We start from the raw sequence: 22,290 nt of genomic DNA, 5'->3' as shown, positions 1-22,290 counted from the left end.
ATGCCCCATGAATTCTCTGCACGCGAGGTGGCCGAGTTGGCTGATGTCCCCGTTCGTGCGGTCGACAAGGCGATCGAGGAGAAAGTGCTGGCGGGCATCCGCCGCCGTGGCATGCCGAGCCGGCGACGGCTGCTTCCGCTTCATGCCGTGCCGTATGCCGCGATCATCGCCCGCCTCCCGGTGACCCTCTCCCTGTCGGCCAAGCGCGACCTCGCCAATGCGCTCGGCAAGCGCCCGGTCGCCCGCATGACGGCCACGCCCCTGAAGATCGCGTCGGCAGTGACAATCGATGTGCCAACCCTTGTCGGCCGCGACCTTGCCGAGCGCGCCGCCCGCTACAGCCGGGCGCGCGAGCAACATATCGAGGTCGATCCCGACATCATGGGTGGAACCCCGGTTCTGCGCGGCACACGGATAACGGTCTATTCGGTGCTCGGACGGCTCGATGGCGGCGACTCTGTTGGCGACATCCTGGAGGACAACCCGCACCTCACGCGCGAGGCAGTGGAGACGGCTGCGCTCTATGCCCGCACGCATCCCCTCCTCGGCAGACCAGGCGGGCGTCCCTGGGCAAGGGTCGCTTGAGGTTCTTCATCGACGAATGCCTGTCGCCGCAACTCGCGCATCATCTCAACGCTACCGGCGACCATGATGCGGTCCATCCGCGTGACATTGGCCGTCTCGGCGAACCTGACCACGCCGTCCTGGCGCGATGCCTTGCCGCGGATCGTGTGATCGTCACCGAGAACGCGGTCGACTTCCGCAAGCTGATAGGGCGAGAGGAACTGCACCCCGGCCTGATCGTGCTCCCCAGCGTGGCACGCGACTTGTCGCTTCGGCTGCTGATGGACGCCATCTCGCATCTCGAGTCGTTGGGGCAGCCTTCGGACGTGATCGTCAATCATGTCCTCGAAGTCACCGAAGCGGGAGAGCTCACCCTCTCGCCTCTACCTGGGTGACGTCAGATGTTCAGAAGCTTCAGCCCCTTCTCGCGCGCGCAGGCGATGGCGTCGTCGTAGCCGGCGTCGGCGTGGCGCATGACTCCGGTCGCCGGGTCGTTCCACAGCACGCGCTCGATGCGGCGCGCCGCCTCTTGCGTGCCGTCGCACACGATCACCATGCCGGCGTGCTGGGAGAAGCCCATGCCGACGCCGCCACCGTGGTGCAGCGACACCCAGGTGGCGCCCGAGGCGCAGTTGAGCAGGCCGTTGAGCAGCGGCCAGTCGGAGACGGCGTCCGAGCCGTCGCGCATGCCTTCGGTCTCGCGGTTGGGGCTGGCGACCGAGCCTGAATCGAGGTGGTCGCGGCCGATCACGATCGGCGCCTCGAGCTCGCCCTTGGCCACCATCTCGTTGAAGGCAAGCCCCAGGCGATGGCGGTCGCCCAGCCCCACCCAGCAGATGCGCGCCGGCAGGCCCTGGAACTTGATGCGCTGGCGGGCCATGTCGAGCCAGGTGTGCAGATGCCGGTCGTTCGGCATCAGCTCCTTCACCTTCGCGTCGGTGCGGTAGATGTCCTCCGGATCGCCCGACAGCGCGACCCAGCGGAACGGCCCGATGCCGCGGCAGAACAGCGGCCGGATATAGGCCGGCACGAAGCCCGGGAAGCTGAAGGCGTCGGCGACGCCCTCCTCCAGTGCCATCTGGCGGATGTTGTTGCCGTAGTCGACGGTCGGCACGCCGAGCTTGTGGAACGCGAGCATGGCGCGCACGTGCTCGGCCATCGACCGCTTGGCGGCCTTGGCCACGCCGTCGGGATCGCTGGCGCGCCTCGTCTCCCAGTCGGCCAAGGTCCAGCCCCTGGGCAGATAGCCGTTGACCGGATCGTGCGCCGAGGTCTGGTCGGTCAGGCAGTCGGGCCGCACGCCGCGGCGCAGCAGCTCGGGCAGCACGTCGGCGGCGTTGCCCAGCAACCCGACCGAAACGGGCGTCTTCTCCGCCGTCGAGCGTTGGATGATCGCCAGCGCCTCGTCGAGGTCGCGCGCCTGGCGATCGAGATAGCCGGTGCGCAGGCGGAACTCGATGCTGCTCGGCCGGCATTCGATCGCGAGGCAGGAGGCGCCGGCCATGGTCGCCGCCATCGGCTGCGCGCCGCCCATGCCGCCCAGCCCCGCCGTCAGGATCCAGCGCCCGGCCAGGCTGCCGCCATAGTGCTGGCGCGCCATCTCGACGAAGGTCTCGTAGGTGCCCTGCACGATGCCCTGGCTGCCGATGTAGATCCACGAACCCGCCGTCATCTGCCCGAACATCATCAGGCCCTTGCGGTCGAGCTCGTTGAAATGCTCCCACGTCGCCCAGCGCGGCACGAGGTTGGAGTTGGCGATCAAGACGCGCGGCGCGTCGGCATGGGTGCGGAACACGCCGACCGGCTTGCCCGACTGAACGAGCAGCGTCTCGTCGGCCTCGAGATCGCGCAGGGCAGCGACGATGCGGTCGAAGCTCTGCCAGTCGCGCGCAGCGCGGCCGATGCCGCCATAGACCACCAGCTCGCCCGGCTTCTCGGCGACCTCGGGATCGAGGTTGTTCATCAGCATGCGCAGCGGCGCTTCGGTGAGCCAGCTCTTGGCCGAGCGCTCGCTGCCGCGCGGCGCGCGCACTATTCGGACATTGTCGGCACGGGCATTGTCGACGCGGCTCATGGCGAGCTCCTTTGCAACGTGGGCAGCAGGCCGCGCCCGGCGGCGTCGATCACCGCGCCGCTCGCGATCAGCCGCCTCGCCTGCTCGATGTCGGGATGGAAATGGCGGTCGTCCTCGAGATGCGGCACATGGGCGCGAACGAGAGCGCGCACCGCCTCCAGCGGCCCACTCGAACGCAGGGGCGCGAGGAAATCGCAGCCCTGCGCCGCCGCCAGCAGTTCGATGGCGAGCACGCCGAAGGCATTGTCGACCATGTCGAGCAGGCGGCGCGCGCCGTGCGCCGCCATCGACACGTGGTCCTCCTGGTTGGCCGAGGTCGGGATGGAATCGACGCTGGCCGGATAGGCACGCTGCTTGTTCTCCGACACCAGCGCCGCCGCCGTCACCTGCGGCACCATGAATCCGGAGTTGAGCCCCGGCCGCGGCGTCAGGAAGGCCGGCAGTCCCGACAGCGTCGGATCGATCAGCATGGCGATGCGGCGCTCGGCCAGCGAGCCGATCTCGCACACCGCGATGGCGATCATGTCGGCGGCGAAGGCCACCGGCTCGCCGTGGAAGTTGCCGCCCGACAGCGCCTCGCCCCCACTGGAGAGCCCGTCGGCGAAGATCAGCGGATTGTCGGTGACGCCGTTGGCCTCGTTGCCGAGCGTGGTCATCGCCTGGCGCAGCAGGTCGATCACCGCGCCCATCACCTGCGGCTGGCAGCGCAGGCAGTAGGGATCCTGCACGCGCTCGTCGCCCACCAGGTGCGAGGCGCGGATCGACGAGCCGGCCATGAGCTGGCGCAGCGCCTCGGCGGCATCGATCTGGCCCTGGTGCCGACGCAGGCGATGGATGCGCGGGTCGAACGGCGCATCGGAGCCGCGCGCGGCATCGGTCGACAGCGCGCCGGTGACCAGTGCCGATTCGAACAGCAGCTCGGCCTCGAACAGGCCGGCGAGTGCGTAGGCGGTCGAGAATTGCGTGCCGTTGAGCAGCGCCAACCCCTCCTTGGCGCCGAGGGTCAGCGGCGCGACGCCGGCGTCGGCCAGCGCCCGCCCGGCCGGCACGCGCGTCCCGTCGACCAGGAAGTCGCCGACGCCGATCATCGCCGCCGCCATGTGGGCGAGCGGCGCCAGGTCGCCGGAGGCGCCGACCGAGCCCTGGCACGGCACCAGCGGCGTCAATCCCTTCGCCAGCAGAAACTCGAGCAGATGCACGGTTTCACGACGCACGCCCGACGCGCCCTGCGCGAGGCTGGCGAGCTTCAACGCCATCATGAGGCGCGCCACCGGTTCGGGCATCGGCGAGCCGACGCCGGCCGCATGCGACAGCACGATGTTGCGCTGCAGCCGCTCGAGGTCGGCCGGCCCGATGCGTACGCTGGCCAGCTTCCCGAAGCCGGTGTTGATGCCGTAGACCGGCTCGCCTTTCGCGACGATGGCCGAGACCGCCGCTGCCGCCGCGTCGACCGCAGCATGGCTCGCCGGGTCCAGTGCCACCGCCGCGCCGCGGTAGATGTCGCGCCACGCCGCCAGCGGCACCTCTCCCGGCACGAGACGGATCGGGGTCATGGATGGATGGTAGCCGGGCTTCTCTGCGGGGGCGACCGTGAGCCGACCGACGAGACTCCAGGGCAACGGGGCGCCCGGGGCTCCCGGCGAACAGTCGCCCGTACATTTTCAATGTACATCGGCGGCAACCCATGATAGCCTGCCCGGATGACGAACTGCGACAGCTCTGTGTTGAGAACCGCCGGACCGAATTTTGGCATTTTTGGCATTTTTGGCATGACGGTTTGGTCCCGCATCGGGACTTTTTGTACGATTTCCGCAGTTTGCGCGGTTTCCGCAGGCGCTTTGCCATGCGCAGCGGCGATGGCTCGCGGCGAGCCATGCTTGACGCGCGCATCTCACACGGCAGTCTGATAAGAGAGCGGCACCCGAAGCGGGAGTGAACAGGGATGGCCCAAGGCAGGAACAAGGGCAAGAAGCCGACCAGGAGCAAACGTCCGGCCGGCAAGCGCCGGGTCGCCCGCAAGAAAGTCGTGGCGAAGAAGAAACCCGCCGTCGCCCGCAAGGCGCCGGCTCCCGCACCGCGCCGCCCGGTCAAGAGCCGGCCTCTGGTCGGCCGCATCGCCGCGCCACGGCCCGCCCCCCACAAGCCCGCGCCGCTCTCCAACAACATCTACGAACGCGAGCTCGACAAGACCGCGGCCAACCATGCGCCGCTCACGCCGCTGCAGTTCATCGAGCGCACGGCCAGCGTCTATCCCGACCGGCCCGCTTTGATCCACGGCGAGCGCCGGCAGAGCTGGGCGGAGACCTACGCGCGCTGCCGGCGGCTGGCCTCGGCGCTCGAGAAGGTCGGCATCGGCGTCGGCGACACAGTCGCCATCATGGCGCCCAACGTGCCGGAGATGTACGAGGCGCATTTCGGCGTGCCGATGACCGGCGCCGTGCTCAACTCGCTCAACACCCGGCTCGACGCGGCGATGATCGCCTTCATCCTCGACCACAGCGAGACCAAGGTGCTGCTGGTCGACCGCGAGTTCCACAGGGTCGCCACCGAGGCGCTGGCGACCGCCAGGGTGCAGCCGCTGGTGATCGACATCGACGATCCGCTGTGCGAGGACCGCGCGCAGATCGGCGACACCACCTACGAGGAGTTCATCGCCTCGGGCGATCCCGACCATGCTTGGCGGTATCCGTCGGACGAATGGAACGCGATCTCGCTCAACTACACCTCGGGCACCACGGGCAATCCCAAGGGCGTGGTGTTCCATCATCGCGGCGCCACGCTCGCCGCCTACGGCAACGCCACGCAATGGGCGATGGGCCTGCACCCGACGTACCTGTGGACGCTGCCGATGTTCCACTGCAACGGCTGGTGCTTCCCGTGGACGCTGGCGCTGGTCGCCGGCACGTCGGTGTGCCTCAGGCGGGTCAATGCCAGGTCGATCTTCGATTCGCTGGTCGACTACGACGTCACCCATCTCTGCGGCGCACCCATCATCATGCAGTTCATCATCGGCGCGACGCCCGACGAGCGCCGGCCGCTGCCGCGCAAGGTCGAGTTCATGACCGCCGCCGCGCCGCCGCCCGCCGCCGTGCTGGAGGCGCTGGAGAAGGAGAATTTCCGCGTCACCCACGTCTACGGCCTGACCGAGGTCTACGGCCCGGCGACGATCTGCGCCTGGCACGGCGAATGGGATGCGTTGCCGTCGGACGAGCGCGCCCGACTGAAGGCGCGCCAGGGCGTGCGCTACGCCGCCGAGGAAGCCGTCACCGTGATGGATCCGACGAACATGACCGAGGTGCCGCGCGACGGCCGGACCATGGGCGAGGTGATGTTCCGCGGCAACCTGGTGATGAAGGGCTACCTGAAGAACGGCAAGGCGACCAAGGAGGCCTTCGAGCACGGCTGGTTCCACTCGGGCGATCTCGGCGTGCTGCACGAGGACGGCTACATCGAGCTGCGCGACAGGTCGAAGGACATCATCATCTCGGGCGGCGAAAACATCTCGACCATCGAGGTCGAGGGCGTGATCATCAAGCATCCCGCCGTCGCCAACGTCGCCGTGGTCGCCAGGCCCGACGAGAAGTGGGGCGAGACGCCCTGCGCCTTCGTCACCCTCAAGCCGGGCGCCAGCGTCACGGCCGAGGAGATCATCGCCCACTGCCGCGCCAATCTCGCCGGCTACAAGTGCCCGCGTTACGTCGTGTTCCGCGACCTGCCGATGACCTCGACCGGCAAGGTGCAGAAGTTCGTGCTGCGCGAGTGGGCCAAGGCGGTGTGACGGCGGGCTCTCCTCGCGCGCGACGCAGGGGAGGCAAAGTGTTGCCACAGTCGGCCGTCTAATGTCGCCGCGATGACCGGCATAGCGACGCTGATAGCCGTGACGGGATCCGGCGGGCGGCCGGCGGGGCCGCGCGGCGCGCCCCTGCACGATTCGGCGGAACAACTGCGCCGCGTGGTGCGGCGGCGGCTGGGCGATGCGACCGCCGATCTTCTCGCGACACCGCATCTGCGCGCCGACGGCCGGTCGGTCGAATGGTTCGCCGACTGGAGCGGCGACGTCCGGCCGCTGGCCGAGATCGAGCCGGCCCGCCGCGCCGCGCTGCTGTTGCGCGTCGAGCTCGGCCTCGCCGACATCCGCCGACTGGGCGAGAGCCTGTCGGCCGACGCCGGCGGCGAGGACACGGGCGCGGTCGGCCGCTCGCTCGTGCTCGCCGGGCGGCTGGCCGACGAGGCGTTGGTCTTCGTGGTCGGCGACCGGCCCGTCGTCATCGCCTGGGGTTACGACAGACAGGCCGTGCCCGGCCTGCAGCCGCGGCGACCGCACATCGCATCGCCCCCGCCTCCCTCCACCGCGTCGGCGCGCCGCCCCGTGCTGCAGGCGCCGGTCGCGATCGCCCCGCCGCGCCCGCCCGCGCCGCCGCGCGCCGCCGCGGGCGCACCGCTCGGGCGCACGTTCCTGGCGGGCGTGCCGCTGGTGCTGCTGGTACTGGCCGCGGCCTGGCAGTTGCGTGACCTGTTGCCCGGTCCACCGGGGCTCACGCTGTCGATGCACGAAGCGGCCGCAGCCGACGCACCGCCGCCGCCTGCCGATCCCCTGCCCGTGCTGAAGACGGCGCTCGCCGACGCCCAGGCGCAGCACGCGGCGCTGAACCTCGAACTCCGGAAAGCGGAGGGCGACCTCGCGAAGAAGGTCGCCGCCTGCAAGCCCGCCGAGGAAGCGAAGCCGCCCCAGGTCGCGGTCGCCCCGCCTCCGCCACCGCCGCCCAGGCCCGAAGCGAGACCCGAACCCCGGCCGGCGCCACAATCGGCACCACCGCCCCAGCGCCAGACGCAGCCCGGCGACGATCGTCTGCGCCTGCCCTCCTCGCCGACCAACGACTACTCCTTCCTGCAGGGCTGCTGGCGCACCGATCCGTTCCGCCACGAACTTGCGCAAGCGCAGCCCGGCGTGTCGTCCTACTGCTTCGACGCCAACGGCCAGGGCCAGCTCGAATGGCGGCGCGGCCGCACCGCCTGCCGCACGCGGGCGCAGGCGCGTTTCGAGGGCGACGTGCTGCGGTTGCGCGATTCGGACACTACCTGCAACGACGGCTCGCGCTGGTATGCCGACCAACTCGTCTGCCGGCGCGGGGCTGGCGACATCGCCAACTGCAGCGGCAGCTCGCGCGGCGCCTTCGGCCCGGTGAACTGGACGGTGAATCTGCACAAGCTGCCGTAGCGCACAGCTCGCGGCCGGCGCGATGGCGCCGGCTCGCCGGGCGGGAGCGCCGCGGACCCTACGGCGTCAATGTTTCCTGGTTTGAACGCTCAGGCGCGTGATCTCGTCCTTGATCTGGAGCTTGCGCTTCTTGAGGCTGCAGATCGCATCGTCGTCGGGATGGGGCCGGGTATTTTCCTGGTGGATCGCCTGCTCGAGGGAAGCGTGCTTGGCCTTGAGCGCTTCGATGTGGTCCACGGTGCTCATACGGACGGTCTCCGTGCTGGTTGCGGACGATCAACAGTGACTCCGGGACCGCCGCGAGTCCACGCCGAATCGGCCGCTGCCCGCCCTGTGCATAAGTGGGTAGGATGGCCGGCATGTCTGACCCGTTGCGACTGATTGTCGGCATCTCCGGCGCCTCCGGCGTGATCTACGGCGTGCGGCTGCTCGAGGCGCTCCGAGGGTTGCCTGTGGAAACCCATCTGGTGATGACGCGCACCGCGGAAGTCACCCTGGCGCACGAAACCAACTGGAAGGTAGCCGACGTGCGGCGGCTGGCCGACGTCGCCCACGGCATCGACGATCTGGCGGCGGCGGTTTCGAGCGGCTCGTTCCGCACCGCCGGGATGATCGTGGCGCCCTGCTCGATGCGCAGCCTGGGCGAGATCGCGCACGGCATCACCGGCAACCTGCTGACCCGCGCCGCCGACGTGGTGCTGAAGGAAAGGCGCCGGCTGGTGCTGCTCGTGCGCGAAACGCCGCTGCACACGATCCACCTGCGCAACATGACGACGCTGGCCGAGATGGGCGCGATCGTCGCGCCGCCCGTACCGGCGTTCTACAACCGGCCCGAGACGCTCGACGACATCGTCGACCACACGGTGGGCCGCGCGCTCGACCTCTTCGACCTCGACAGCGGCAAGGTCAGGCGCTGGCGGGAGTCCCGTTCGCCGCGCGCTCGATCTCGGCGGCGCTGAGGACGGGAAACGTCGCGCGCATCAACGTCGTGACGGCGGCGCGATCCTTCGCGTCGGGCACGATCCCGAGGCAGACGGCGTAGACACCGAGATTGCCCAGGGCGGCACGCAGCCGCTTCTCGACCGGCCGGTCGCGGTCGGCGGGCGGGGCGTGCAGGCTGGCGAGCTTGAGCTGCTCGGCATGCTCGGCGGCGAGCTCGGCATCGGCGACCCGGCGGCGCGTGGCCTCGACCGTCTCGGGCAGGGCCTCGTTCCACGGCCGGTCCTTCAGCAGGCGGCGCACGGCGCGCAGCGGCCGCACGATCTCGGCCTGCCAGGCATCGCTCGCCTTGAGGATCGCGCGCAGCCGGTCGGCCGTCAGGGTCGGCCGGCCTGACGCCCCCAGCCAGCAACAGAACAGCAATATGTTGACGTCGCAGCCGCGCCGGTCCTGCAGGTCGAGGCAGGCCTCGGCGACGCCGTCGGCGCCGTAGATTTCCAGCGAAAAGTTCCAGAACGGGTGGGGCAGAAAGTCCGACATCGCTTCCCTTCGGGCGGGCGAAGGGGTACACGGCGCGGAGCGAATGAGCAACGAGCCGTCAGTCCCGCTGGATGCCGACGCGATCCGCGCCAAGCTCGAGGCGTTGAAGAGCGAGCACCGTGATCTCGACGAGGTGATCGACCGCCTGATCGAGAAGGCGCCCTTCGATCAGCTCCAGCTGCAGCGGCTGAAGAAGCGCAAGCTCGGCCTGAAGGACCAGATCATCAGGCTTGAAAGTCAGCTCATTCCCGACATCATCGCCTGACCCATGGCCAAGAAAGCAACCAAGCGCCGTCCCGCCCGCCCTCCGGCGGTCGGCCTGATCATGGGCAGCCAGTCCGACTGGTCGACCATGCACCATGCCGCCGACACCCTGAAGGCGCTCGGCGTGCCGTTCGAGGCCCGCATCATTTCGGCCCATCGCACGCCCAAGCGCATGATGGCCTATGCGTCGGCCGCCAAGGGGCGCGGCCTGCGGGTCATCATCGCCGGCGCCGGGGGGGCCGCGCACCTGCCCGGCATGACGGCCTCGATGACGCCCCTTCCGGTCCTCGGCGTGCCGGTGGAAAGCGCGGCGTTGAAGGGCCAGGACAGTCTTCTTTCCATCGTCCAGATGCCGGCGGGGATACCGGTCGGCACGCTCGCCATCGGCCGCGCCGGGGCGATCAACGCTGCCCTTCTGGCAGCCTCCATCGTAGGACTTGGCGATGCCAGGATCATGGCGGCGGTGGAGCGCTGGCGCGCCCGGCAGAGCGCGGCGGTCGCCCGGGCGCCATCCGACGAATCGCCTGCGGTGGCCGGCCATCGCTAGTCCGCCAGGATGAGCACCGCGACGCCTCTGCCGCCGGGATCGACCATCGGCATCCTGGGTGGCGGCCAGTTGGGCCGCATGACGGCGCTGGCCGCCGCGAGACTGGGCTATCGCTGCCTGGTCTTCGCGCCGGAAGCCGAATCGGTGGCGGGCCAGGTGAGTGCCGGCCACGTTCGCGCCCCCTACGAGGATGCAGCGGCCCTCGCCCGCTTCGCCGGCCAGGTCGACGTGATCACCTACGAGTTCGAGAACGTGCCCGAGGCCGCGGTCGACGAATGCGCACGCCACAAGCCGGTGCGGCCCGGCGTACGGGCGATCCATTTCGCCCAGCATCGGCTGCGCGAGAAGGACTTCTTCCGCCGCTGCGACATCGGCACGGCGGACTATCAGCCGATCGCGACGGCACGGGACATCGCCGCCGCAACCGTCCTGCCCGGCATCCTCAAGACCTGCACCGAAGGCTACGATGGCAAGGGCCAGGCGCGCGTCGCGACTCGCGAGGATCTGGACGCGGCCTGGGAGAAGCTCGGCCGGCGCGCCTGCATCCTGGAGGCGCTGGTCGACTTCCAGTGCGAGATCTCGGCCATCGTGGCGCGCGGGCTGGACGGCACGACCCGCTGTTTTCCGATCGGCATGAACGAGCATCGCGACGGCATCCTGCGGGCGACCAGCGTGCCCGCCGGCCTGCCGGTCGACACGCTGGCGACGGCGGAACGCTCAGCCGTCCGGCTCGCCAGCAGCCTCGATCTGGTCGGGCTGGTCGCGCTCGAGATGTTCGTGACGCGCGACGGCCGGGTGCTCGCCAACGAGATGGCGCCGCGGCCGCACAATTCAGGTCACTGGACGATCGATGCCTGCGCCACCAGCCAGTTCGAGCAACTGGTGCGCGCGATCTGCGGGCTGCCGCTCGGCGCCGTCGACATGCTCGCGCCGTCGCGCATGGTCAACCTGATCGGCGAGGAGGCGAACGACTGGCCACGCCATCTCGCCAACCCCGAGGCGCGCCTGCACCTCTACGGCAAGAGCCGCATCGCGCCCGGCCGCAAGATGGGGCACGTCACCTTCGTGACGCTGCCGACGCCGCCGAAGGCCTGACCCGGGCCTTCAGCTTCTCGATGCGCATCACGTCGTCGATGCGCCGGTCGAGGAAGCTCCAGGTCGCCTCGCTGCCCGGCGTGCGGTCATTCAGCCAATAGAAAATCGTGGTGGAGTAGACGCCCGCGAGGGTGGCGCGCTTGGTGTAGAAATTGAAATCGGTGCTGGTGTCGCCCGCGGCGTACCACAGGGCGTCGACCGTCCTGTAGAGAAGCTTCAGCCCGAGCGGCGCATTGAAGGGCAGCGCCAGCACCGCCAGGCCTCGTCGCACCGCCTCCTTGGGGCCGGCGTGACGGTCGAGCCGGATGCGGACGGCTTCCCTGATCCGATCACGCACCTTGAGCGTGCCGACGCCTTCGGCCTCCATGTCGCGAACCGTGCGCAGGTCGCCGCGCTCACTGACATGAGTGAGTACCTGCAGCGCACCACCCGGAAACAGACGGCCGGCCTCTCCCCGGGGCAGGTCGAGTTGGCGGGCCGCGGCGCGCACGGCCGTGCCGCTCCAGCCCTCGAAGGCGGCTTCTGCCAGGACGGCGTCGGCCAACCGATCCCTCAACTCGGCATCCGGGTCGGCTCCGGGGTCATTCGCATCGGCCATGGCGTGAAATATAGGCCGCCGGGGCGGGCTTCCCAAGGGTTCCGGCGTGTGATACCAACCGCGCCTTCTGATTGCCCCCGGAGCGGTTTCCGGGGCGCCTTCTCCTGTTTGAAAGGAAGCGATCGAAGTGCAGGTTCTCGTCCGCGAAAACAACGTCGATCAGGCGCTGCGCGTCCTGAAGAAGAAGATGCAGCGCGAAGGGATCTTCCGCGAGATGAAGCTCCGCCGCAACTACGAGAAGCCTTCCGAGCGCCGTGCCCGCGAGCGGGCCGAAGCCATCCGCCGCACCCGCAAGCTTATGCGCAAGCGCATGGAGCGCGAGGGCTACTAGTCCTCTCTCGAGACCGTCGAACGACCACCACCACCCCCGGCATCGTCCGGGGGTATTTGTTTGCGCCGGTCAGCCGGGACAATTGGCCAGATCGCGGATGAGATGGGCCGTGCGGTCGCGCCCCGGCAGGCCGTCGCAAGACCTGGTGCGCTGCGGTTCGCCCTTGTGCGGCAGCAGCCAACGCTCGCCCACGGCGGCGCCGAAGGCGTTCGCACGACTGAAGTGAACACAAAGCTCGCCGCTCACCAGACGCACCACCTTCACGAACTGGAAGCCGGCGGTTCCCCGATTGACGTCACGGATGCGGCAGACCCGCTGCAAGTCCCGCCAGTGCTGCTCCAGGGCCTCACGCTGCCTGTCGACCAGCTCGGCCGTCGCCGCCGCGACCGGCGCCGGTTCGGGCGTCAGCACCTCGTAGAGATAGTAGGCCGGCGCGAGGACGGCGACGGCGATGGCCGCGATCTTCGCGGGCATCTCCCAGGCCCGCGGTACCCGTTCGCCGCAGTGGGGGCACTTCCTGTATCTCGCCTTGATCTCTTCATGACAGGAACGACACCGTACCAGCGTCATCTAGGAGTTAGATCGCCCCTCTGGCCTTCAATGCGAAACTTCGGGTATGGCCAACCACATTACACATACAATCATACGTGGAGACAAGCTCGTCGGTATCGCCAGACGGCGCCGTGCCGACGACTCTCTCACCAAGGGCGATTGACCGTTCAGCGCAACTTGAAGACGAGCTTGCCCTTGAGATGCCGCGCCGCGCTGATCCTCACCGCCTCGGCGGCATCCGACAGTTTGAAGAGCGTGACCGGCGGCGGCTTGATGGCGCCCTTGGTGTAGAGCTCCACAATGCGCTCCATGTGCGCGCGCGTGCGCGGGACGGCTGGCCGGAGCGCCGTCACGTCGGCGCGGTCGGGCGTGGGTGCCTGGGGGCCGGAGGCGATGAAAGCCGCACGCCCGCCGGGCTTCAGGACCTTGAACGAGCGCAGGGCGACATCGCCGCCCACGGTATCGAACACCGCATTCAGGTTGCCGACCACCTTGGTGAAATCGGCCTCGTTGTAGTCGATCACCCGGTCGGCGCCGAGGCTCTTCACATAGTCGAGGTTGCCGGCGCTCGCGGTCGAGATCACGCGCGCGCCGATGTGCTTGGCGAGCTGGATGGCAAAGCTCGCCACGCCGCCAGCCCCGCCCTGGATCAGGATCGTCTCGCCGCGTGCGAGCTTGATGGACTGTTCGATCGCGCAGATCGCCGTGAGCCCGATCAGCGCCAGGCCCGCGGCGTCGGTATGCGACAGCGCCTTGGGCTTCTTGGCCACGACCGCGGCACCGACCGCGATCTTCTCGCAGTAGGTGCCGTCGCGACCGGTCTCCAGCACGCCGAACACCTCGTCGCCCACCTCGAGATCCGCGACGCTCGAGCCGACCGCGCTCACGACACCGGAGAAGTCCCGGCCCAGGACCACCGGAAACGTCACCTGCTTGTACTCGCCGGCACAGACCTTCGGGTCGGCCCCGTTCACGCTCGCGGCCACGGTGTCGACCACGACCTGGCCCGGACCGGCGACCGGGTCGGGCAGATCGCCGTACTTCAGGACGTCCGGGCTGCCGAATTCGTCGATGTAAGCGGCTTTCATCAGTTCAGTCCGTAAAGGCGGGCCACATTGTCGTGGACGATCTTCTTCTGCACCGGTTCCGAGAAGCCGGCGAGGTTCTTCGCCAGCGTCTCGCGCGAGTTCGGCCAGATGCAATCGGGGTGCGGGTAGTCGGCACCCCAGATGATGTTGTCCTCGCCGATCAGCGGCACGATCGGCTCGAGGTACTTGTCCTGCTGGTAGGTGACGAAGCCCTGGCGGCGAAAATAGTCACTCGGCTTCATCTTGAAACCCAGGCTGCGCGCGCGGTCGTGGTATTCGGTGTCGAGGCGATCGAACACGTAGGGCAACCAGGTCACGCCCGACTCGCCCAACACGAAATTGAAGTCCGGGTACTTCTCGCAGGCGCCCGAGGCGAGCACCGAAACGAGCACCTCCATGGTGTCGAGCTGGAACAGCGCCGAACGCACCAGCCGGTGCTGGACCATGTATTCCTTCTCCATTTCCGGCGTGTCGGGCGCGCGCAACGCCTTGAACCCTGTGGAGTGGAAGGAGATCGGAAAGCGGCACTCGGCCGAGGCCTCCCAGAGCTGGAACCAGTCCTTGTGCCAGAGCGGCAGGCTCATGCGCTTGAAGGCGAGATCGCCCCCTTTCAGTCCCATTTTCGCGCAGCGCCGCACTTCGGCGGCCGCGGCGGTCGGATCGGTGTTGGGAATGATGGCGAGCGGGAAGATGCGGTCGGGATCGGCGCGCCGGGAAAAGTCGGCGGCCCAGTCGTTGTAGCGCGCGTTGACCCACACGCGCAGCTCGGCGTCCTCGATCAGATCGTTGACCATCAGGCAGCCATAGATGATCTCCTTGTCGAGGCCGTCGCGGTCGAGATCGGCGATGCGCAGCTCGGGTGTCGTCGGCCGCGGCTGGGCGCCGGGATAGCTGTCCCACACGAACCCGGCCTCCTTCATCTCGTCGACATGCCCGAACGACCCCTTGGTGTAGGGCAGGAAGCCCGGACCGACGCCGTTCCACATGCCACGGTCCTTGTCGTCGACGAACCAGTGCTGACCGTCGTTGCGCTCCTCGACGCGCGGGGCGTTCTTCTTCCACCTGGCTGGTGCCTGAGACGACCAGAGGTCGGCCGGGCAGTAGGTCAGATCGATGTGGTTGTCGCCGGAAATGAGCTTGTGCTGCATGCCATGGCCTCCACGGGACGAGACATCTGGCACCGAGTTTGCGACGCTGTCCACCATGGCCAGAAAAGCTCAACACACCATCATCCGCGGCGGCCGCCTGCTCGACATCGCCAAGCGAACCGCCACCCCCGCCGACATCCTGATCAAAGGCGACGCGATCGCCGAGATCGGTCGCCCCGGCTTCGCCGCGCCGGCCGGCGCGACGGTGGTCGACGCCCGTCACAGGCTGATGCACCCCGGATTGATCAACGCCCACACCCACGGACCGGGCAACCTCGGCAAGGGCCTGGGCGACCGCTGGTCGCTGGAGCTACTGCTGACAGCCAGCCAATGGATAGGCACCGGCCGCACGCTGGAGGACAAGTATCTCGCTACCCAGATCGGCGCCGCCGAGATGGTGCTGAAAGGCTGCACCGCGGCCTATGACCTCGCCGCCGAGTTCCCCTTGCCGTCGGTCGAAGGTCTGTCTGCGATGGCCAGGGCGTACGAGGATGTCGGCATGCGCGCCGTGCTGGCGCCAATGGTCGCCGACATCACCTTCTTCGATGCCATTCCCGGACTGATGGAACGCCTCTCGCCGTCGTTGCAGAAGGACGTCGAAAGCTTCCGCTACGCGCCCTGGAAGGCGACGACCCGCCAGATGCGGAAGGCCCTGCAGAAATGGTCCTTCGACCGGGTCTCGATGGCCGTGGCCCCGACCATCCCCCATCACTGTAGCGACGATTTCCTGGTCGCCTGCCGCGATCTCGCCCGCGAATTCGACGTCGGCATCCACAGCCACGTCGCTGAATCGAAGGTGCAGGTGATCGCGGGCTACAAGCGCTACGGCACCTCGCTCGCCGCGCACATGGAGCAGCTCGGGCTGATCAACGAGCGCTTCACGGTGGCGCACGGCGTCTGGCTCGACGACGAGGACATGAAGCGGCTGGGCGACCGCGGCGCCTCGGTCGCGCACAATCCTGGCTCCAACATGCGGCTGGGCAGCGGCATGGCCGATGTGCGCCGCATGATCGAGCGCAGGGTCAATGTCGGGGTCGGCACCGACGGCGCCAACTGCTCCGACAACCTCAACATGTACGAAGCGATGCGGCTCGCCTCGCTGGTCTCCAAGGTGCAGGGTCCGGATTGGCAGCGCTGGCTCACCACCGACGAGGCGCTGCGCGCCGCCACCGAAGGCAGCGCCCGCGCGCTCGGCCTGGAGAAGCAGATCGGCCGGATCGCTCCGGGCTACAAGGCCGACATCGTTTTCCTCGACCTGCACCACATCAACTGGATCCCGACCAACGATCCGGTGAACCAGATCGTGCACACCGAGGACGGCACCGCCGTGCATTCGGTGATGATCGGCGGCCGCATTGTGGTCGAGAACCGCAAGCTGCTGACCGTCGATCTCGCCAAGCTGGCGGCGCAGGCCGAAGCCTCACGGGCCCGCCGCGCGCCGCTTGCCGGCCAGGCGAAGAAGCTCTACGACCGGCTGGAGAACGTCGTCGGCACCTTCTGCCCCGGTCTCGCCAAGGCGCCCCTGCACATCCACCGCTACGGAGCGAGCCATCACAGTCACTGATTCCCCTCTCGATGCGCGGCGACTCGGCGAGATCCTCGGCCGCAACGTCAGGACCGTCACGGTCGAATCATCCAGTCCGACAATCCTCTCTCACATCTGGGGCCTGAAGCTCGTCTATGACGGCGAACCCGGGCCGCCGACCCTGTTCCTCAAGACCCGTCGCCTCGACGGGCGCCGCGGCCCCGGCCATCGCGAGGTCGCATTCTACCGCACGCTGGCGCCGGCCTCGGCGGCAGATGTGCTGGTGTCGTGCCACGATACCCGGTGGGACGAGGCAAGCGGCGACTGGCACATCCTGCTCGAGGATCTCCAGGATACGCATGCATTGGCTTCCGTCTGGCCTCTTCCGCCAACCCTGTCCGACTGCGAATCGATCGTGTGCGCCTTCGCTCGCTTCCACGCGAGCTGGTGGGACCATCGCGAGCTCGGCAAATCGATTGGAACCTGGGCAAATCCCTCGGAGCTGCCGCAAGGGCAGAAGAACATGGCCCAGGCGATGGCGAAGCTTTCCGACAGGCTGGGCGATCGCCTGTCGCCCGACCATCTTGCCTTCTACGAGCGGCTGATCGAGCGTGCACCTGCGCTTTCCCAACGCTACCACTCCCGCCGCCACATGACCATCGTGCACGGCGACGCGCATCACTGGAATTGCCTGTTGCCAAAGCCTGGCATGGCAGGCGGCCCCAGGCTCTTCGACCGGGACGCCTGGCGGATCGGGTGGTCGACAGGCGACCTTGCCTATCAGATGGCGCTGCACTGGCACCCCGACCTCAGGCATCGTCGCGAGACGCATTTGCTCGACGTCTATCACGCCGAGCTGACGGCGCGAGGAGTGACGGACTACGACCGGCGTGCTTTGCGGGACGACTACCGGCTCTCGGTGCTGTGGGCGACCATGATGCCGGCCTGGCAGCACGCCGACGGCATTCCGCCAGTGGTCTGGTGGCTGCATCTGGCACGCATCCACCTCGCCGCCGAGGATCTCGACTGCCGGGAACTGCTGGATTAGCGCGGTTGATGCAGCCTCAGCCGGCCAATGCCCGGATCGCGGCCTCGAGCTCGGCGACGTCGGTGACGACTTCGTCCGGTGTCTCCACATCGTTGCGCGGGCGCTGCTTGCGCCAGCGGCCGGTGCGGAACTGGATGGTCCTCATGCCCCTGGCTTTCGCCGGGGCAATGTCGCGATCGAGCCGGTCGCCGACCAGGATGCACTCAACTGGCGGCAGGTCGACATCGCGAACGAACAGACTGGCCAGCCCTTCCCGCTCCAGCCGATCCCATGGTGCGTTCAGCGCACCCAGCACCAGTACAGGAGGCTGGCGCAGTTGCCGCAGCAGCCTGTCGATGTCGGGCCGGAGCTGGAAGGCGTCGAGCTGGCCCGTCATCGTCTCGACACGGTGGCGCACCCGGGCGACCGTGGCGGGATCGCCGCACAGGATCTCGATCATGTGGCCGTAGGCGTCGGCGGCGAAGGCAGCGACCGCCCTGTCGGACGCCTCCTCGATCATTGTCTGGTCGACGCGAATGCCTTCCATGCCGCACGCGGCCGCGATGGCACCGTCGACGGCGATCTCCCAGGCGAACTCCATGTCGATCGGACCGCCGACATCGAACAGGACGGCCCGGTATGTCATGTCACATCAGATAGCGAATGCAGCCCGTTTGCTCGAGCACCGGATCGAGTCGCTTGTGGGCGTCGGCTGGCAACGCCGCGAGCTTCTTGCGCAGTGCGTCGTGGCACTTGCCCTGATAGCGGAACGGCGCCTGGGCATAGGGCTTGCCGAGGATGTCGAGCGCGACGTCGCTCACCCCTTGCTGCAGCGCGCGCGTGTTGGCGGCGAGGAACGGCAGGTAGGTCTCGGCGCAGTGCTTCAGCAGCGCCGTCACGGTCTCGGGCAATGGCGCCTTCGCGTCCATCCACGCGCCTTCCACGCCCGAAGCGTCGTCGAGGCGCAGAAGCCAGTAATAGACGTCGGGCGCGCGCGTGCGCATCTCGGCCATCGGCGTCGGGTCGACGGACAGGATCTGCAGCTGGCCGAACAGCCCGAAATCGGCGAGCGACGGCCGCGAGCCGAACAGGAACGGTGTCGTCCGCACGTGCCGATCCAGCGCGTCGAGAATGAAGCGGTAGCTGTCCTCGATGATCGGCCGGTTCTGCTCGGTGCAGCCGACCATCGCCATGCGGCCGACCTGGCGATCGTTGAAGGCCTGCATGGCCGCCTTGCGCTCGGCCGCCGGCATCACCGGATCGCGCGACGTCACCACCCAGTCCTGCGCGAAGGCGCGGTCTGCCGCATAGTACCAGCGGTAATGGAACATGATCTTGGTGACCCACTCGTCGCCGAAATCCTCGAGCAGGTCGCTGAGATAGGCGAGCGCCGGATCGTCCGGGACGATCGAGCGTTCGCGATGCTCGCTCTCGAGCACATAGGCGAGCGGCGTGGAATCGTTCATCGCCCGGCCATCCGGGAAGGTCAGCACCGGAATCACCGGCGGCAGCCCCGCCGCCACCGCGACGTCACGCGGGTTGCCGCTGCCGCTCCACACGAACGGAATGCGGCGATAGCGCAGGATCGCCCGCATCTTCACCGAATAGGGCGACGGGTTGATGCCGTGGAGGATGTAGAGGGCCATCGGTGTCATCCCGGGTGTAGCGCGTCGGACCTTTCCTGGCCGCCCTCGGCCGGAGCTTGTCCTGAGGGCGGCTGCGCCGCCCGAAGGGGCGTCGGGATGACCAACATGTCCTAATGCGCCGAGCCTTCCAGCGACTTCACGATGTTCTCGCACATCACCTTGGCGTCGGCGAACAACATCATGGTGTTGTCGCGGAAGAACAGCTCGTTGTCGACGCCGGCATAGCCCGAGGCCATGCCGCGCTTCACGAACAGCACGGTTTGCGCCCGCTCCACGTCGAGGATGGGCATGCCGTAGATCGGGCTCTTGGGATCGGTCTTGGCCGCCGGGTTGGTGACGTCGTTGGCGCCGATCACGAAGGCGACGTCGGTCGAGGCGAAATCGCGGTTGATGTCGTCGAGCTCGAACACTTCGTCGTAGGGTACGTTGGCCTCGGCGAGCAGCACGTTCATGTGGCCCGGCATGCGGCCGGCGACGGGATGGATGGCGTAGCGCACGTTGACGCCGTCCTTCTTCAGGATGTCGGCCATCTCGCGCAGCGCGTGCTGGGCCTGGGCGACCGCCATGCCGTAGCCCGGCACGATGATGACGGAGCTCGCGTTCTTCATCAGGAAGGCCGCGTCCTCGGCCGAACCCGCCTTGACGGGCTTGTCGGTCTTGGCACCGGCCGGGCCGGCCGCGCTGCTGTCGGTGCCGAAGCCGCCCAGGATCACGTTGAAGATCGAGCGGTTCATGCCCTTGCACATGATGTAGCTCAGGATGGCGCCCGAGGAGCCGACCAGAGCGCCGGTGACGATCAGCGCAGTGTTGCCGAGCGTGAAGCCGATGCCGGCCGCCGCCCAGCCCGAATAGGAGTTCAACATCGACACCACGACCGGCATGTCGGCGCCGCCGATCGGCAGGATCAGCAGGAAGCCCAGCGCCAGCGACAGCACGATCAGCAGCACGAAAGTCATGGGATGACCGCGCATGGCGAACCACACCAGCAGCAGCACCAGTGCGACGCCGATCAGGGCGTTGAGCGGATGCTGGCCGCGAAAGACGAGCGGCGATCCGGACACCAGACCCTGCAGCTTGGCGAAGGCGACGATGGAGCCGGTGAAGGTGATGGCGCCGATAATGGTGCCCAAGCCCATCTCGATCAGGCTTTGCACCTTGATCTTGCCCGGCGCGCCGATGCCGAAGGCGTCAGGCGAAATGAACGCCGCCGCGGCCACGAAGACCGCGGCGAGGCCGACCAGCGAATGGAAGGCCGCCACGAGCTGGGGCAGCGCCGTCATCTGGATGCGCATCGCCACGATCGTGCCAATCGCGCCGCCGACGATCAGGCCGATCACGATCAGCCAGGGTGAAACCACGCCCGGCGAGGCCACGGTGACGCCGATCGCGATCACCATGCCGACGATGCCGTAGAGGTTGCCCTGCCGCGAGGTCACGGGCGAGCTCAGCCCGCGCAACGCCATGATGAAGCAGATCGCCGCGATCAGGTAGCCGTAGGCGGCTATTTCATGGGTGATCATCCCGCTCTTCCCCCGCCCCTACTTCTTGACCGGTTGCTTCTTCTTGAACATCGACAGCATGCGATGTGTGACGATGAAGCCGCCAAAGATGTTGACCGCGGCCAGCGCCACGGCGATGGCGCCGAAGAACTGCGCCGCACCAAGGCCCTTGAGCCCGGCCGCCAGCAGGGCGCCGACGATGATGACCGACGACACCGCGTTGGTGACGGCCATCAGCGGCGAGTGCAGCGCCGGCGTCACCCGCCACACCACGTAGTAGCCGACGAAGCAAGCCAGCGCGAAGATGGTCAGCAGGGCGACGAACGGCATATGACCGTCGGGCAACGCCGCGCCACCCTGGGCAGCCATGTCGGTGATCCGCTGCGCCACGCCCTTGAGTTGGCTGGCAAGATCCTGGGCCTGCGTCGCGAGCTTCGCTGCCTCGCCGGCGAGTTGGTCGTTCATTGCCTGCTCCTAGTTCGAGGCCAGCGAGGGATGCACGATCTGGCCGTCCCGGGTCACCAGCGTCCCCTTCACGACCTCATCCTCGACGTCGACTTTCAGCGCCCTGGTTTCCTTGTCGACCATGGGCGTGATGAAGTTCAGCAGATTGCGCGCGAACAGCGCCGAGGCGTCGGTCGGCAGCTCGGCCGGCAGGTTGGCCGGTCCGACGATCTTCACGCCGTGCTTCTCGACCGTCCTGCCGTATTCCGACAGCGGGCAGTTGCCGCCCTGCTCGACCGCCATGTCGACGATGACCGAGCCCGGCTTCATGGTCTTCACCATATCCTCGCTGACCAGCATCGGCGCCTTGCGCCCCGGGATCAGCGCCGTGGTGACGACGATGTCTTGCACCTTGATGTGCTCGGCGACCAGTGCGGCTTGTTTGGCCTGGTATTCCGGGCTCATCTGCTTGGCGTAGCCGCCCGCCGTCTCTGCCGCCTTGAACTCCTCGTCCTCGACAGCGACGAACTTGCCGCCGAGCGACTGGACCTGTTCCTTGGTCGCAGGCCGCACGTCGGTGGCCGACACGACGGCGCCCAGCCGACGCGCCGTGGCAATCGCCTGCAGGCCGGCGACGCCGACACCCATGATGAAGGCGCGCGCCGGAGCGAGCGTGCCCGCCGGCGTCATCATCTGCGGGAAAATGCGGCCGAAGGTATTGGCCGCCAGCAGCACCGCCTTGTAGCCGGCGAGGTTCGCCTGCGATGACAGGATGTCCATCGACTGGGCGCGGGTGATACGCGGAATCAGTTCGAGCGCGAAGGTCGTCACGCCGCGCGCTGCCAACGCCTGCACGAGTTCCTTGTTGGTGAGTGCACCGAGCGGCGACATCAGCATCTGGCCCTGCCGCAGGAGGCCGAGCTCGTCGAGGCCCTCGTCCGCCATCATCGGGCGCTGAATCTTGAAAACGATGTCGCCCGCCGCCACGGCCGTCGCCGCGTCTGGCACGATGCTTGCCCCGGCCTCCATGTAGGCCCGATCGGTGTAGGCTGCCGCCGTCCCCGCTCCCGATTCGATCGTAACTTCCGCGCCCAAAGCCTTCAGTTTCTTGACGGTGTCGGGCGTCGCGGCCACGCGAGTCTCGTGAGGCCTGCGTTCTTTGAGAATTGCAATTTTCATGGAGCGTTTGCC

Annotated in this window: 24 protein-coding genes; 11 read left to right on the top strand and 13 right to left on the bottom strand. The window is 68.1% G+C overall.

The annotated features are described in order from the left end of the window. Window positions 1-36 precede the first annotated feature (36 nt). Both KIT25_09955 and KIT25_09950 read left to right on the top strand, forming a co-directional pair. Complete coding sequence (locus tag KIT25_09955) at window positions 37-585, top strand: DUF433 domain-containing protein (protein UYN97226.1); 549 nt, start codon at window positions 37-39, stop codon at window positions 583-585. After that, window positions 582-959, top strand: a complete 378-nt coding sequence (locus KIT25_09950) for a DUF5615 family PIN-like protein (protein ID UYN97225.1) — start codon at window positions 582-584, stop codon at window positions 957-959. Before KIT25_09955 ends, KIT25_09950 begins: the two co-directional genes overlap by 4 nt. Window positions 960-961: 2 nt before the next feature. Here KIT25_09950 and KIT25_09945 read toward each other — a convergent pair whose 3' ends face one another. Beyond that, a complete protein-coding gene (locus KIT25_09945; protein ID UYN97224.1) occupies window positions 962-2,638 on the bottom strand; it encodes a urocanate hydratase in 1,677 nt (558 codons plus the stop codon). Further along, window positions 2,635-4,182: a histidine ammonia-lyase gene (hutH, locus tag KIT25_09940; GenBank protein UYN97883.1), complete on the bottom strand. Its 1,548-nt coding sequence runs from the start codon at window positions 4,180-4,182 to the stop codon at window positions 2,635-2,637. The genes KIT25_09945 and hutH overlap by 4 nt, the downstream gene beginning before the upstream one ends. Before the next feature lie 398 nt (window positions 4,183-4,580). Between hutH and KIT25_09935 the strand changes: the two genes are divergently transcribed. After that, window positions 4,581-6,416 (top strand): acyl-CoA synthetase, encoded by a 1,836-nt coding sequence (locus tag KIT25_09935; protein UYN97223.1) that lies wholly within the window; start codon window positions 4,581-4,583, stop codon window positions 6,414-6,416. A gap of 72 nt (window positions 6,417-6,488) precedes the next feature. Then, complete coding sequence (locus KIT25_09930) at window positions 6,489-7,856, top strand: hypothetical protein (protein UYN97222.1); 1,368 nt, start codon at window positions 6,489-6,491, stop codon at window positions 7,854-7,856. A 66-nt stretch (window positions 7,857-7,922) separates the two neighbouring features. On the opposite strand, the gene KIT25_09925 is transcribed toward KIT25_09930, so the two are convergent. Next, window positions 7,923-8,102, bottom strand: coding sequence for a YdcH family protein (locus tag KIT25_09925; protein ID UYN97221.1), 180 nt, complete (start codon window positions 8,100-8,102; stop codon window positions 7,923-7,925). Window positions 8,103-8,215: 113 nt separating this feature from the next. Between KIT25_09925 and KIT25_09920 the strand changes: the two genes are divergently transcribed. After that, the gene (locus tag KIT25_09920) at window positions 8,216-8,815 is read left to right on the top strand and encodes a UbiX family flavin prenyltransferase (protein ID UYN97220.1); all 600 of its coding nucleotides are present in this window, start codon (window positions 8,216-8,218) and stop codon (window positions 8,813-8,815) included. Here the strand turns inward: KIT25_09920 and KIT25_09915 are convergent. Continuing rightward, window positions 8,763-9,335 (bottom strand): TIGR02444 family protein, encoded by a 573-nt coding sequence (locus KIT25_09915; GenBank protein UYN97219.1) that lies wholly within the window; start codon window positions 9,333-9,335, stop codon window positions 8,763-8,765. The two genes, KIT25_09920 and KIT25_09915, sit on opposite strands and share 53 nt — an antisense overlap. Before the next feature lie 43 nt (window positions 9,336-9,378). Here KIT25_09915 and KIT25_09910 point away from each other — a divergent pair, with 43 nt between their 5' ends. From KIT25_09910 to KIT25_09900, 3 genes are read left to right on the top strand one after another with little or no spacing between them, the layout of a single operon-like run. Next, entirely contained in the window at window positions 9,379-9,600 is a 222-nt protein-coding gene (locus KIT25_09910) for a DUF465 domain-containing protein (protein UYN97218.1), read from the top strand. Window positions 9,601-9,603: 3 nt separating this feature from the next. After that, complete coding sequence (purE, locus tag KIT25_09905) at window positions 9,604-10,146, top strand: 5-(carboxyamino)imidazole ribonucleotide mutase (GenBank protein ID UYN97217.1); 543 nt, start codon at window positions 9,604-9,606, stop codon at window positions 10,144-10,146. A gap of 9 nt (window positions 10,147-10,155) precedes the next feature. Continuing rightward, window positions 10,156-11,241: a 5-(carboxyamino)imidazole ribonucleotide synthase gene (locus KIT25_09900; protein ID UYN97216.1), complete on the top strand. Its 1,086-nt coding sequence runs from the start codon at window positions 10,156-10,158 to the stop codon at window positions 11,239-11,241. Here KIT25_09900 and KIT25_09895 read toward each other — a convergent pair. Next, window positions 11,204-11,839 (bottom strand): COQ9 family protein, encoded by a 636-nt coding sequence (locus KIT25_09895; protein UYN97215.1) that lies wholly within the window; start codon window positions 11,837-11,839, stop codon window positions 11,204-11,206. The two genes, KIT25_09900 and KIT25_09895, sit on opposite strands and share 38 nt — an antisense overlap. A 127-nt stretch (window positions 11,840-11,966) precedes the next feature. On the opposite strand from KIT25_09895, the gene rpsU reads away from it, so the two are divergent. Next, complete coding sequence (rpsU, locus tag KIT25_09890; protein UYN97214.1) at window positions 11,967-12,170, top strand: 30S ribosomal protein S21; 204 nt, start codon at window positions 11,967-11,969, stop codon at window positions 12,168-12,170. 69 nt (window positions 12,171-12,239) lie between these two features. Here the strand turns inward: rpsU and KIT25_09885 are convergent, their stop codons facing one another. The 3 genes from KIT25_09885 to KIT25_09875 all read right to left on the bottom strand — a co-directional run bounded on the left by KIT25_09885 (window position 12,240) and on the right by KIT25_09875 (window position 14,958). Next, a complete protein-coding gene (locus KIT25_09885) occupies window positions 12,240-12,644 on the bottom strand; it encodes a hypothetical protein (protein UYN97213.1) in 405 nt (134 codons plus the stop codon). A 245-nt stretch (window positions 12,645-12,889) separates the two neighbouring features. Further along, window positions 12,890-13,810, bottom strand: a complete 921-nt coding sequence (locus KIT25_09880) for an NADP-dependent oxidoreductase (GenBank protein ID UYN97212.1) — start codon at window positions 13,808-13,810, stop codon at window positions 12,890-12,892. Next, a complete protein-coding gene (locus KIT25_09875; GenBank protein ID UYN97211.1) occupies window positions 13,810-14,958 on the bottom strand; it encodes an amidohydrolase in 1,149 nt (382 codons plus the stop codon). Before KIT25_09875 ends, KIT25_09880 begins: the two co-directional genes overlap by 1 nt. Window positions 14,959-15,013: 55 nt before the next feature. Between KIT25_09875 and KIT25_09870 the strand changes: the two genes are divergently transcribed. Continuing rightward, a complete protein-coding gene (locus tag KIT25_09870; GenBank protein ID UYN97210.1) occupies window positions 15,014-16,522 on the top strand; it encodes an amidohydrolase in 1,509 nt (502 codons plus the stop codon). Between the two features lie 244 nt (window positions 16,523-16,766). Then, a complete protein-coding gene (locus KIT25_09865) occupies window positions 16,767-17,531 on the top strand; it encodes a hypothetical protein (GenBank protein ID UYN97209.1) in 765 nt (254 codons plus the stop codon). A 16-nt stretch (window positions 17,532-17,547) separates the two neighbouring features. Here KIT25_09865 and KIT25_09860 read toward each other — a convergent pair whose 3' ends face one another. The 5 genes from KIT25_09860 to KIT25_09840 form a co-directional block, all read right to left on the bottom strand. Further along, the gene (locus tag KIT25_09860; GenBank protein ID UYN97208.1) at window positions 17,548-18,156 is read right to left on the bottom strand and encodes an HAD family hydrolase; all 609 of its coding nucleotides are present in this window, start codon (window positions 18,154-18,156) and stop codon (window positions 17,548-17,550) included. A 1-nt stretch (window position 18,157) separates the two neighbouring features. Further along, window positions 18,158-19,156 (bottom strand): glutathione S-transferase C-terminal domain-containing protein, encoded by a 999-nt coding sequence (locus tag KIT25_09855; GenBank protein ID UYN97207.1) that lies wholly within the window; start codon window positions 19,154-19,156, stop codon window positions 18,158-18,160. 110 nt (window positions 19,157-19,266) lie between these two features. Then, window positions 19,267-20,676, bottom strand: coding sequence for an NAD(P)(+) transhydrogenase (Re/Si-specific) subunit beta (locus KIT25_09850; protein ID UYN97206.1), 1,410 nt, complete (start codon window positions 20,674-20,676; stop codon window positions 19,267-19,269). An 18-nt stretch (window positions 20,677-20,694) separates the two neighbouring features. Next, window positions 20,695-21,120, bottom strand: a complete 426-nt coding sequence (locus KIT25_09845; protein ID UYN97205.1) for an NAD(P) transhydrogenase subunit alpha — start codon at window positions 21,118-21,120, stop codon at window positions 20,695-20,697. Between the two features lie 9 nt (window positions 21,121-21,129). Beyond that, window positions 21,130-22,278 carry a Re/Si-specific NAD(P)(+) transhydrogenase subunit alpha gene (locus KIT25_09840; GenBank protein UYN97204.1) on the bottom strand — a complete coding sequence of 383 codons (1,149 nt, stop codon included), beginning with the start codon at window positions 22,276-22,278 and terminating at the stop codon, window positions 21,130-21,132. Window positions 22,279-22,290 lie beyond the last annotated feature (12 nt).

Source organism: Enhydrobacter sp. (assembly GCA_025808875.1).
Lineage (GTDB): Bacteria > Pseudomonadota > Alphaproteobacteria > Reyranellales > Reyranellaceae > Reyranella.
This window is presented reverse-complemented; position numbering and strand designations above follow the sequence as displayed.